The organism is bacterium (genome assembly GCA_021157605.1).
GTDB lineage: Bacteria > Patescibacteriota > UBA1384 > JAGGWG01 > JAGGWG01 > JAGGWG01.
Genome location: JAGGWG010000006.1, coordinates 36,080 through 48,422, shown reverse-complemented (window position 1 = coordinate 48,422; position 12,343 = coordinate 36,080). Strand labels below are relative to the sequence as shown.

The window sequence follows — 12,343 nt, the reverse complement described above, 5'->3', positions numbered from 1 at the left end:
TTATTGTTTATCCATAATTAAATCTTGCAATTTTCTAAGAAGTTTTTTAAGATGAAGGGAATCTTTTTTCTTCTCACAGATTTTAATCTGACGCTGAAGCTTAGCAATCTGCATCTCTTTTGCTTCTCTGTATAAAAACTGCACTAAATCATTAAATTCCTGCCAAGCCAACTTTTTGTCACCCTGATCATAATCATTCTCCACTTCCAGTACTGCTAAAGGCAACTCTGGGCTTTTAAGACGAGCCAAAAAACTATCTTTAACTCTATCTTTCTGATTGTAGAATTTAAACCAAAGATTGTAAAGTTTGTTTTGCTTCAAAAGTCTATTTAGTTTAGATTTTGATCTTTTATAGAATGAAGGAAAAACAAACAAAAAAGCCACAATTCGTTTTTTTACTTCCTCTTTGCCAAAAGAAGATTTAGCTTTGTCTCCCCCGACTGGTTGAGTTTTAACTTTATCTTTAGAGAGATTCTGTAAAGCCTCATAAAGATAGGGTTCTCCAATATCAAGAGCAGAACTCAGCTTTTGCATCCACTCTCCCTGTAAGATCGGGTCAGGGATCACTTTAATCCAAAGCAAAACTTTTTCTGCTGCTTCTTTGCGCTGCTCAATAGTCTTGGCCCCTTTGGCATAAATCTGAAAAAAGTATTCAATAATACTGCGCTTTTTAGATAAGGCTTCCTCCCATTTTTTAGGGTTAGACTTTACGCACTCATCTACATCTTTATACGGCTTAGGAATAAACACTACATATACCAAAAAACCTTTCTTAAGAGCTAACTCAATCCCCCTTTCAGTAGCAACTTGCCCAGCTGAATCTTGATCAAAGGCAAAATATATCTTATTAGTAAATCGGCGGAGCAAATCAAGCTGAGGTTCAGTTAAGGAAGTGCCAGAAGAAGCCACTGTGTTTAAAAAGCCTGCTTGATGAGCAGAGATAACATCCATCTGTCCCTCTACTAAAACAACAAAACCCTTTTTCATAATTGCCTGCTTGGCAAAGTTTAAGCCATACAAAACAAAACTTTTATTAAACACAGGGGTATCAGGAGAATTAAGATATTTAGCTAAATTGTCGCTTTCCAAATGAGGCATAATTCTTCCAGAAAAACCCACAATTGAACCCCCCTGATTAAATACAGGAAAGATTACGCGACCGCGAAACCTATCAAAAATAGGAGTTTCTTTTGGAGACGGATTATCTTTTTTAATAACTAAACCTGATTTTACCAAAAGTGGAACAGGGTATTTACGTTTAAGCAGAAATTTGCTTAAAGCATCTTTTTGATTAGGAGCATAACCTATGTGGAATTCATCAATAGTTGTATCTTTTAGTCCGCGATCACGCAAATACTTCAGTGCTTTCTTGCCGGGAGCAGTTTTCCATAAAACATACTGAAAAAACTTAGCCGCTATCTCATTTAGCTCATAGAGGCGCTTTTTCTCTGAATAAGCCTCTTGGTTTAGGGGCTCTACTTTTACCCCCACTTTTTCCCCTAAAAACTTTAAAGCCTCATAAAACTCCAAACCCTCCATTTCCATAACAAAGGAAATGGCATCACCTCCGCGACCACAACCAAAACAGTGCCAAATCTGTTTTTCCGGGGAAACCATAAAAGAAGGGGTTTTTTCCTGATGAAAAGGGCAAAGGGCTTTATAGTTGCGACCTGCCTTTTTTAAAGAAATATAAGAAGAGATTAAATCAACAATATCAACTTTTTGTTTAATCTCCTCTAAGGGATCTGGCATTGCCCTTTAAGAGTAAAAACAAAAAACTTGCTTGTAAAGTTATTTTAAAGCAATAGCAAAGGCAAAACGATCAGCTTGATCTTTTTCCAAACGATAAGAAGGAAAAAGATCATTATCTAAATCTGTTCGCAAAGAGGTTATCTCTGTTTGATTTTCAGGGACACCTGCTTTTTGGAGCTCAAGAGCTAAAGCCTGGTGAAGATCTAAATTAAAGTGTTCTTCGTCTTTGCGAACAAAAAAGCGGTTCAGCTCTTCTTCTGAAAAAATTTGGCTGGCTCTAAATGCCTCCAGTACATCTTCGCGAACTTCATAATTGCGGCTGTAGCCCGGACCTACTACGGCGTAAAAATCACTAGAATTAGCAGCAAAAACTTCCTGCATCTTCTTTACCCCTTCAATTACAATGCCTTGAGCAGTTCCCCGCCAACCTGAGTGAAAAACACCCACAGAGTGAGTTTTAGGATCAAAAAGAGCTATAGAAGGACAATCTGCTCCTAAAATCATTAAGGTGTAGCCTTTAAGCTGAGAAATTAAACCATCGGTATTTTCAATCTTTATTCTTGGTTCAACGTGTCTTTTTGCTGTTTGTTCATCTAAAACTACCATATTAGTTGAATGGCTAAGCTCTGGATAAGCAACTTTTTTAGGATCAAGATCAGGATCAAGAGCTCTGATAAAAGAAATCAAACTCTTGGCTGCCCTTACTTTTTGTGGTTCTGTTAAAGGCTCCTTAAAACGATCAGGATTTCGCAGATAAATTAAACCCGGAAAACTCTTTGTAGAAGCACCGCAAACCACTTCTCTAAAAGGGGCTAAAATCTTTGGCCGCCAAACCCCATCTTTTATTCGCTCCTCCCGTTCGCGCTCATGTGTCAAACTTTCAGAAATCATCCCTGTTTCTTTACTTGCCATAATAAAAATTAATTTGTCTTTAAAAATAGCATAACAAAAAACAAAAACTAAAAAAATAAACTATTTAAAAATTTTCAAACAGCTAAAGCAAAAAGTTTTAAACTTGTAAATTAGGTTTAAGCATCTGTGTTTTTAAAGTGTTTTGCTTTATTTTTGCTTTTATTTTTTAAATAAACATTGACAAAAATATAAAAAGTGCTAAAACTGATACAACATTAGGACATTCAAAACAAGGCAGAAGGCGGTAGATAAAAGTGAATGTTGTTATTGTGGACGGACCCAACTGGAACTACTGGCGGCGGGAGATAATGGAGACCTGCGGCTGCAACTTAGATATAATTAAGGTGGCAGAACTGTTGGTAGGAAAAAAGTTTGAGTTCTTATATGTTTCCTTAGAACCTATAAGTGAAGCTTACAAGAGCTTTGTTTATGCTATCTCTTGTGACCCACGTGTTATAACCTTTCTCAAAGATAGGGACTCTATTATTTTTGAAAAAAAAGATGCGTGGGTAGATCAAAAAATAAAAGAGCTAATTGTAGAAAAGGGGCGAACCCTGTCTAAAGGAGAGAAGTTGGCTCTTATGTCGCGGGACGGCGATTTTGTTGAAAGTGTTCAAGAGGTCAAAAACATCAATCCAAATGTAGAAATAGTAATTCCAGAGTTTTATCTGCCATTTCCATATGTATCCTCTTCACCCGAACCTTCTGTCTCTCCTGTTAACTATTGGCTGGAGATAGAAGCTAATACAGTGGTTAATTTGGGAGAGCACTTATCAGAAATATCAATAAACTGAAAGACCCTGCTAATAAGCAGGGTCTTTTGCTTTGGTTACCTTAGATTATAGCGCTGGCGCACCCTATCTGAGGGTGCCGGTGGGTACCAGCTCAAAATGTAACGGGACAGATCCGGCCCGTTGTCTAAAACGTCATCCCAGCAGTAACGCCAACGGCACTGCTGGGGGCGCAAGGGGCTGCCAAAGAGCTGGCAACCTCCTTCTGAATTGTGAAAAATGCAGTAGCCGTCCTCGCCTTTCCTAGGACGGACCATGTAAGTCCTAAAGTCAAAAAGGTCCCAATCGTAGCCTGCCTCCAAAAAAGAGGTGAACTCTTTTTCTGTCAGCCCCGGAGGAATCTTACAACACTTATCCTCCGAGCATTTTTTGTTGTCCCAGCAGGAATCTAAAGGAAAATTGAATGGAGGATGGGTGAGTATGTGCCAGAGCTCGTCTGACGTCACCCCTGCCTCCCCAGCAAGCAACCAGCCGCTGGGGTCAAAGTGCCACCCCTTTGATCCTTTCTCGAAAATAACGAGGTTGTTGATTAGTACCCTCTTGTCCCCGGCCAGAATCCTCCTGCCGGCGACAATCACAGCCCGATCCAAAACCGCCATGTGTGTCCCCTCCTTCGTCAAACACTAACTTGTCAAAGTGATTTTTAAACTAAATAAAAAATTTATTTTCATCAAGAGAAACTTGAATTTTATCTCTTAAAAAATGTATGATATCTAAGTAATGGGTATTCAGGCAGTAATTTTAGCTTTAATCCAAGCTTTAACTGAGTTTCTACCTATATCTTCTTCAGCCCATCTTTTTTTAACTGAAAAATTATTTCATCTTTCTTTTGACTTGAGCTTTGATGTCTTTATCCACTTTGGTTCTGCTTTAGCTCTAATTGTTTATTTTGCTAAAAAGTGGCCAGCTCTTTTTAAAGAACGCCCCCTGTCTTCTTCCTTAATTTTCAAACTCTTTTTAGCCTTAATCCCTGCTACGGTTTTAGGTATTGTTCTGGAAAAAACCCAGCCATCGTTTTGGCGCATAACCAGTCTGACTCTCTTTAATCTTATTTTCTTTGGCTTGATTCTGATTTGGGCAGACCAAAAAACCGGAGAAAAAACAGCAAAACAGCTTACTTTAACAGATGCTTTGCTAATTGGTTTAGCCCAAGCTTTGGCCCTTTTCCCGGGTGTTTCCCGTTCAGGCATTACAATTTCTGTAGCCCTATTTTTAGGTCTAAAAAGAAAAGAAGCAGCCAAGTTCTCCTTTCTTTTAGCCACACCAGCCATACTGGGGGCAACTCTTTTAGAAGCTCCAAAAATTATTTCCTTAAACCACTCTTTTCTTGTGCCTTATCTAATAGGCTTTTTAACCAGCTTTGCCTTTAGCTATTTAGTTGTAGCCTGGCTCCTCCGCTATTTAGAACATCACCGCCTTTGGCCCTTCGCTATCTGGCGCTTTTTGGTCGCTTCAGGGATAATAATCTATTTTTTAATTTAACCAATGTTAGCAATATACCTAAAAATACTTTTTCTGGCTTTTGCCCCTGTAGTTGAGATGAGAGGCTCAATCCCTTTGGCTTTACTTCAATACAATCTCCCTCTTTTAGCGGCAATGACAATCAGCATTATTGGTGCTTGGCTGGGGGGGTTGATCACAATTTTGCTTTTGGGGCAAATAGAAAAACTGATTGACTTTATTCCTTTTTTAAAGAAAATAAAAGAAAAGATTTTTCTCTATACCCGGCAAAAACACGAGAAAAACTTTCGCCGTCTGGGACTGGGGTTAATCTTTCTTCTTGCTGCTGTACCCATACCTATCATAGGAGGGAGTTATACAGCAGGCTTAGTTGCTTATCTTTTTAATCCTAAAAAAAGCACATCCTTGTTTTTAATTTTTTTGGGACTTATAATCCAAGCAGTCCTTATTGTCTTGAGTCTCAAAATAGGCAAACAACTAACTCTTAGTTATGTCTAAAATAAAATTCAGGCTAAAAAAAACAAAAGGTGCCAAAATCATTAGTATTGAATTAAACCATCTGCATTCTCTGGCTCTAAACATTAATTTTTGGGTGGGATCGTTTTTGGAAAACAAAAAAGAAGCCGGCATATCCCATTTTTTAGAGCATATGGTTTTCAAAGGAAGTAAAAAACACCCTAACGAACAAGCAATAGGAGCTGCGGTAGAAAAATACGGGGGAATAATCAACGCCTTTACCAGCGCTGAACGCACTATTTTTTGGTTAGTTAGCCCAAAAATATACACTGAAAAAACCCTCCCTGTGCTTTTTGATGTTGTCTTCAATCCCCTAGCAATCAAAAAAAGAGAAGAGATAGAAAAAGAAAAACAGGTAATTTTAGAAGAAAGAAAAATGTATAAAGACAGGCCGGACAGCTATGTAGATGAACTGGCAGATAAAAATTTAAATACTAACCATCCAATTTCGCAACCAACTATTGGCTACCAAAAAACAATCAAAAGCATTGATAAAAAAAAACTTACAAATTGGTGGCAAAACAACTATCTTCCCCAAAACTGCGTTATAACTCTTTCTGGCCCCGGGACACATAAATTCGCTGAAAAAGTAGAAAAACTTATTCCCAACAAAAAGCCGCTAGAGCGGAAACGTTCTATCCCCACTTACGTCTCTCCCCAAAAACCACGCCTTGCTGTGCATTACAAAAAAATTAAGCAGACTAACCTTGTTTGGCTTTTTGAAAGAGTAAAGCCAGCAAACCTCAAAGAAAACATTGCTATACAACTTTTGGCAAAAATTTTGGGGCAAGGTCTGAATTCGATTTTATTCTCTGAAATCAGAACAAAACTTGGCCTAAGCTATGACATTAGTGCCCATAGTTTTGACTTTAAAAGTTTTCAGCTTCTTTCTGTATCTGGCGGCTTTGCCCCGGAAAAAACAAAAAAAGCAATCCAGAAAATGGGAAAGATTTTCCAAAAACTAAAAACTTCTGGTATTGACGAGCAAAAACTCAGGGAGGCAAAAAAAGGCAATCTTGGAGAACTAGAGACAAGCTTAGACAACCCTCAAACTATTGCTCATTTTGCCTTAGAAGGCATCAGGCTGTTTAACCGTCCTTTATCCATAGAGGAAATAAAAAGAACCACTCAGGCAATCACCAAAAAAGACATGGACAGGGTCCTTAGAGAACTAATTAAACCCCAAAACACAGCTCTTACTCTTTTAGGACCTTTGAAAGAAAAAGAAGGCCTGTTAGAATTAATTCAGAAAATAAAATAAATTATGGCTTTAGAACGAACGCTGGTTATTGTCAAACCTGATGCTGTCAACCGCGGGCTGATTGGCGAAATCATCCACCGCTTTGAGCGCAAAGGGCTAAAAATCATTGGTCTAAAAATGGTCCATCTAAAAGACAAGGTATTGCACGAACATTATGCTCACCATCGCGGCAAGCCCTTTTTCAAAGATTTGGTGGATTTTATGAAACTCTCTCCTACAATTTTGATAGTTTTGGAGGGCAATGAAGCGGTCTCAGTAGTGAGAAAAATTACTGGGCCTACTTTTGGTGTTGAAGCACCTCCGGGCACAATCAGGGGGGATTTTGCCATCTCAATATCTCACAATGTGGTCCACGCCTCAGACTCACCTGAAACAGCCAAAAAAGAGATAGAGCGCTTCTTTAAAAAGAGAGAGCTTTTCCCTTATGAACGGATAGATTGGAATATACTTTATTCTAAAGAGGATCTATCCTAAAAATATGATTTATATCCTTGCTTCAATTGCCAGCTTCTTTGCCTCTTTGCTGGGCTACCCGCTGGCAAAAAGAATTCAGATTTTAGACCAGCCAGCAAAACGAAAAATCCACCGACAACCTGTTCCCCGCACAGGAGGAATTATTTTCTTTTCTGCTTTTTGGCTTGTTTTACTTGCTGTTTCCTTTTTTTCTCACTTTTCTTATCTTAGTTTAGCTGTTTTGGGAAAAATTTTTCTGCCGGCTTTGATTATCTTTGTTGTTGGACTTTTGGATGATATCTTTAATCTCTCTCCACAAATTAAACTTTTGGGACAACTGCTTGGCGCCGGGCTGTTGGTAGCACTAGGCATTAGAATAGAAGTTATTAATATCCCTTTGCTGGGCATGATTACTCTTAATTTTTGGTTTTCAGCTCTTGCTACTATATTTTGGGTTGTTCTGCTTATCAATATCCTTAATTGGCTGGACGGGCTGAACGGTTTAGCTGCCGGAGTCAGCATTATTGCCTTCTTAGCTATTATTTACACCGCCTTTCTACCTTGGGTAAATGCCTTTCCTGCTGTACTTTTGGCTAGCATTTTAATCGGTATCCTTTTAGCCTTTTTGCCTTACAATTTTCTTAAAGGAGAAATTTTTATGGGTGATTCAGGCAGCAATTTTTTGGGCTTTATGCTAGCCCTTACTTCTATCTTGGGCGGCTCCAAATTAGCAACCTCATTCTTAGTTTTGGGTCTGCCTATACTAGACGGATTATGGGTGATAATGCAAAGGATTAAAGGCAAAAAAAATATCTTTTTGGCAGACAAGCGCCACCTCCATCACCGCCTGCTCAGATTGGGACTAAGCGAAAAACAGACAACTTTTTTCTTCTGGCTAATATCGCTTGTTTTTGGATTGCTGATTATTCCTGCTTCAACCCAAATTAAATTTTTTGGTTTAGTTATTCTCTCTGGAGTCTGCCTCATTTTTTTCGCAGTTTTAGATATAATAGAAAAAAGAAACAATGAAAGAACTTAAGCGCGTTATCTGGATTGTTATTATTGTCATAGTTGCTTTGGGTCTTCTTTTGCCATATTTTATACATTAAAACTATGTTTGATCTGGACGAAGATGAAAAAATACTTCTGGAAATCACTCCTCATTCTTATTTTTTAGTTTGGCCGCTTTTCTGGTCTCTCAGTTTAGCTTTTTTTCTTTTAGCTTTTACTTTAGCTAAAGCAGGATTTTCTTTTTGGTTCTTTGTTGTTTTTTTAATCTGTGTTGGCGTTTTAGGAACCTACGCCATCTTTAGCTATTCTCGTTTCTACCGCAATCAAGCTTTTTTGACCAATAAAAGATTATGGTCCAAAACCCAAAAAGGAGCCTTTGAAACTAAAGTAAAAGAGACTGCCCTCAAAGATATTTTAGAGGTAGAGTATAAAATCAAAGGCTTAAAAGCATCTATACTTGGTTTTGGAGACCTAATTATTAAAACACCGGGCGGCAAAATTAAATTAGAAAAAGTAGCTAACCCGGAAAAACTCAAGCGCCAAATTTTAAATCTCAAAGAATATTGGCTAAGACACAATGTTTAACGCCAAGAAACATTTTCTTTACCCAAAAGAGAACGCATCTCTTTTAGCAGTTTTTTGGAACAATTAACTCCCTGACGCAGACGTATCTCTTTATCAATCCCATTCTCCCTAACTACTAAATAAACAGGGAGATCTCCTTTTTGGGAAGTAATGATATTTTTCAAGGACTCCATCAAGGGACGAGAGTAATGGGAGAGTTTTAGGATTAGCGCCTGACGCTGAGGTGTGTCCAATTTTTTCGCATTTGTCTTAATCTGAATGTGTTCAGCTCTTTTGGCTTTTTCCACAATAATTTTAGGTTCTGTTGTTCTTTCTCCTCTCTCCTTAAAAGTTAAACGCCCTTTGATCCCAATGACACTATCCATTTGGAAAACATCGCCAAATTCCTGCAAAACTTTTGGGAAAACTAAAGCCTCAACTGAAGCGGTTTTGTCTTCAATACGGACAAAAAGCATAAGTTCTTGAGAACGGGTATATATCTTTTGAATTTCAGTAATAACACCCACAGCAATAACCTGTTTGTTCTCTGGCATTTGTGCTAAATCCTTAATCTGATAAGGTAGAGACTTGAGAAGTTTTTTATGATTATCTAAAGGATGTAGAGAAAGATAAATACCTAAAAGTTCCCGCTCCCAGCTCATCTTTTGCGATTCACTAGCTGGTTCTACCGGCTCAAGATCTAAATTTTCCTTTAAAATCGGTTTTTCACTCATACCAAAAAGATCTGTCTGATTACTCTGGTTACGTCGGGCAAAGGAGCTGGCATACCGAAGTAGTTTTTCCAAATTGTGCAAAAGAAGTTGCCTTTCGGCAAAACTATCCAGCGCTCCAGCTTTAATTAAGCTTTCCAAAATTTTTTTGTTTATTATTGGCGAAAGCCTTTTAAGAAAATCCTCTAAAGTTTTGTAAGCACCATTTTTCTTCCGCTCTTCCACAATCACCTCAGCTGGTGTCTCCCCTATGTTTTTAATTGCCGCTAAAGCAAATCTAATATCTCCTGTATCCTTAACTACGCCGAATTCAACAAATGACTCATTGACATCAGGCGGCAAAACCTTGATCCCCATTCTTTCACACTCAGCGATATCCCTGGCAATTTTATCCAAATCCTCCTGATCTGCAGTTAAAAGAGCGGACATAAATTCTGATGGATAATTAGCTTTTAGGTAAGCGGTGATGTAGGCAATCATAGCGTAGCCAGCAGCATGAGATTTATTAAAACCATAACGAGCAAAAGGCTGGATAAACTCCCATATTTTTTTAGCTACTCCCTTATTCACCCCATTTTTAAGCATACCGCTAATCAACTTTTTCTTTTGTTCTAATAAAAGCTCTTTGATTTTTTTGCCTACTGCCCGTCTTAAAATATCAGCTTCACCATAAGTAAAACCTCCAAGCTGACGAGCAATTTCAAGCACCTGTTCCTGATAAACAGCAATCCCGTAGGTTTCTTGAAGAATTGACTCAAGTTTTGGGTGTAAATATTTGACTTCGGCGCCATGTTTGCCAGCAATATATTGGGGAATAAACTCAATTGGCCCCGGACGGTAAAGGGCAACCATAGCAATCAAATCCTCAAACTGGGAAGGCTTAAGCTGCTTTAAGTAACGCCTCATCCCTTCACTGGAAAGCTGAAAAACACCAACTGTATAACCTTGAGAAAGAAGTTTAAATGTCTTTTTATCCTCTAGGGGCAAATTAGAAATATCGATTTTTGTATCTTTGGTTTTGGCGATTACCCTTAAAGCTTGCTGAATAATGGAAAGATTAGAAAGACCCAAAAAATCCATCTTTACCAAACCAAGCTTTTCTATATCGTACATTGAGTATTGGGTGGTAATAGAAAGATCGCCTTTGGGCGCACGCTGAAGAGGGGTAAAATTAGGCAACTCTTCAGGAGCAATAACTACTCCGGCAGCGTGAATACCAGTCTGACGCACTACCCCTTCCAAACGCTTAGCCAAATCAACAACCTTCTGCACCTGATCTTCGCTCTCATACATCTTTTTTAATTCTGGTGAAACCTCTAGAGCTTCTTCAAGTTTGCTGCCAAAAGGAATAGCTTTAGCAATTCGATCTCCGTCAGAATAACTTAAACCCATTACTCTGGCTACATCTCTGACAACCTGACGACTCTCCATTTTACCAAAGGTAGCAATTTGGGCCACCTTATCCTCGCCATATTTGTGACGAACATACTGGATAACTTCATCTCGTCGATCATCAGCAAAATCAATATCAATATCAGGCGGGGAAACTCTTTCTGGGTTAAGAAAACGTTCAAAAATTAAACCATATCTTAAGGGATCAATGTCAGTAATACCCAAAAGATAAGAAACCAAACTACCAGCAGCACTTCCTCTACCCGGCCCTACAGCTATGCCTTTGTTCTTGGCAAAGTTGATAAAGTCAGCAACAATCAAAAAATAGGAAGCATAACCTGTTTTTTCAATAATTGAAAGCTCATAATTCAACCTGTCCATAACCTCTTTAGAAACCTCAAAATTATTTGATTCAGAGGCTTGAGCCTTTTCGCGCGACCAGCTGCCATAACGCCAACGCAAACCCCTTAAAGCCAACTCCCGTAAATACTTTTCTGCTGTATATCCCTTAGGAAGAGGGAATTTGGGCAAAAGCAATTTTCCAGAAGGCTTGATCTCCAACTCGATTTTTTCTGCCACTTCCAGCGTATTTTTTAAAACCTGAGGATATTCTTTGAAAGCCTCTGCCATTTCTTCAGTAGAAGCCAAATGAAAATTATCCTCAGCCATTGACATTCTGTCTTTATCAGAAAGAAAACGGCCTGTCTGAATACAGAGAAGCGCTTCATGCGCCTCCTTGTCTTCAATATCAAGGTAGTGTGCGTCTTGAGTGGCTACAACCTTGATACCTAACTTTTTGGCTATTTTTACTATTTCCTGATTTACTTTAGCTTGTTCCTCAATATTAGGATGGTGCTGTATCTCTAAATAAAAATCCTTGCCAAAAACCTCTTGATAAAAATCCAAAGACTTTTTGAGCTTGTCTTGAGCGCCGCTTAAAATTAAACGGGGGATTTCCCCCTGCAAACAGGCAGAAAGGGCAATTAATCCTTTAGCATATTTTTTAAGTGTTTTTTTGTCTATGCGCGGCTTATAATAATACCCTTTAAGATGAGCCAAAGTTAAAAGATGCATCAAATTTTTATAGCCCTCTTCGTTTTTAGCCAATAGAACAAGGTGGTAAGGGTTAGTGTCCTCCCTGCTTTTATCTTCCATTGACTTAGGGGCAAGATAAACTTCAGAACCAATTATTGGTTTAATACCCGCTTCTTTAGCTTTAAGAAAAAATTCCACCGCTCCATACATCACGCCATGGTCAGTTAAAGCCACAGCTTTCTGTTTTAGCTTCTTTGCCTTCTCTACCAATGAGTCAATTTTGCCTAATCCATCTAAAATAGAGTAATGCGAGTGCACGTGAAGATGAACAAATTCAGGTCGAGCCATACTGTATTTAAATTTAACAAAAAGTTAAAAACAAAACAAAGTGGGGAATCTTAAAACTAAAAATAGTTTTAAAATACCCTGATAAAACTCTTGACAAAAAGAGATTTCCCCTTTAT

At 38.4% G+C, this 12,343-nt stretch carries 11 protein-coding genes; 7 read left to right on the top strand and 4 right to left on the bottom strand.

The annotated features are described in order from the left end of the window. Together J7K05_00740 and J7K05_00735 are read right to left on the bottom strand one after the other, a co-directional pair. Window positions 1-1,752, bottom strand: a complete 1,752-nt coding sequence (locus tag J7K05_00740; GenBank protein MCD6194721.1) for a DNA primase — start codon at window positions 1,750-1,752, stop codon at window positions 1-3. A 39-nt stretch (window positions 1,753-1,791) separates the two neighbouring features. Beyond that, window positions 1,792-2,664 (bottom strand): polyphenol oxidase family protein, encoded by an 873-nt coding sequence (locus J7K05_00735; GenBank protein MCD6194720.1) that lies wholly within the window; start codon window positions 2,662-2,664, stop codon window positions 1,792-1,794. A gap of 254 nt (window positions 2,665-2,918) precedes the next feature. Here J7K05_00735 and J7K05_00730 point away from each other — a divergent pair, with 254 nt between their 5' ends. Further along, window positions 2,919-3,458 carry a hypothetical protein gene (locus tag J7K05_00730; GenBank protein ID MCD6194719.1) on the top strand — a complete coding sequence of 180 codons (540 nt, stop codon included), beginning with the start codon at window positions 2,919-2,921 and terminating at the stop codon, window positions 3,456-3,458. Window positions 3,459-3,493: 35 nt separating this feature from the next. On the opposite strand, the gene J7K05_00725 is transcribed toward J7K05_00730, so the two are convergent. Beyond that, window positions 3,494-4,054 carry a hypothetical protein gene (locus tag J7K05_00725; protein MCD6194718.1) on the bottom strand — a complete coding sequence of 187 codons (561 nt, stop codon included), beginning with the start codon at window positions 4,052-4,054 and terminating at the stop codon, window positions 3,494-3,496. Window positions 4,055-4,175: 121 nt separating this feature from the next. Here J7K05_00725 and J7K05_00720 point away from each other — a divergent pair, with 121 nt between their 5' ends. The 6 genes from J7K05_00720 (at window position 4,176) to J7K05_00695 (ending at window position 8,742) form a co-directional block, all read left to right on the top strand. After that, the gene (locus J7K05_00720; GenBank protein ID MCD6194717.1) at window positions 4,176-4,937 is read left to right on the top strand and encodes an undecaprenyl-diphosphate phosphatase; all 762 of its coding nucleotides are present in this window, start codon (window positions 4,176-4,178) and stop codon (window positions 4,935-4,937) included. A gap of 3 nt (window positions 4,938-4,940) precedes the next feature. Next, the gene (locus J7K05_00715; GenBank protein ID MCD6194716.1) at window positions 4,941-5,414 is read left to right on the top strand and encodes a small multi-drug export protein; all 474 of its coding nucleotides are present in this window, start codon (window positions 4,941-4,943) and stop codon (window positions 5,412-5,414) included. After that, a complete protein-coding gene (locus tag J7K05_00710) occupies window positions 5,407-6,693 on the top strand; it encodes an insulinase family protein (GenBank protein ID MCD6194715.1) in 1,287 nt (428 codons plus the stop codon). The genes J7K05_00715 and J7K05_00710 overlap by 8 nt, the downstream gene beginning before the upstream one ends. A gap of 3 nt (window positions 6,694-6,696) precedes the next feature. Continuing rightward, window positions 6,697-7,167 carry a nucleoside-diphosphate kinase gene (gene ndk / locus J7K05_00705; GenBank protein MCD6194714.1) on the top strand — a complete coding sequence of 157 codons (471 nt, stop codon included), beginning with the start codon at window positions 6,697-6,699 and terminating at the stop codon, window positions 7,165-7,167. Between the two features lie 4 nt (window positions 7,168-7,171). Next, window positions 7,172-8,185: an undecaprenyl/decaprenyl-phosphate alpha-N-acetylglucosaminyl 1-phosphate transferase gene (locus tag J7K05_00700; GenBank protein ID MCD6194713.1), complete on the top strand. Its 1,014-nt coding sequence runs from the start codon at window positions 7,172-7,174 to the stop codon at window positions 8,183-8,185. Window positions 8,186-8,259: 74 nt separating this feature from the next. Then, entirely contained in the window at window positions 8,260-8,742 is a 483-nt protein-coding gene (locus J7K05_00695) for a PH domain-containing protein (protein ID MCD6194712.1), read from the top strand. Here the strand turns inward: J7K05_00695 and J7K05_00690 are convergent. Next, a complete protein-coding gene (locus J7K05_00690; GenBank protein MCD6194711.1) occupies window positions 8,739-12,227 on the bottom strand; it encodes a DNA polymerase III subunit alpha in 3,489 nt (1,162 codons plus the stop codon). The two genes, J7K05_00695 and J7K05_00690, sit on opposite strands and share 4 nt — an antisense overlap. Window positions 12,228-12,343 lie beyond the last annotated feature (116 nt).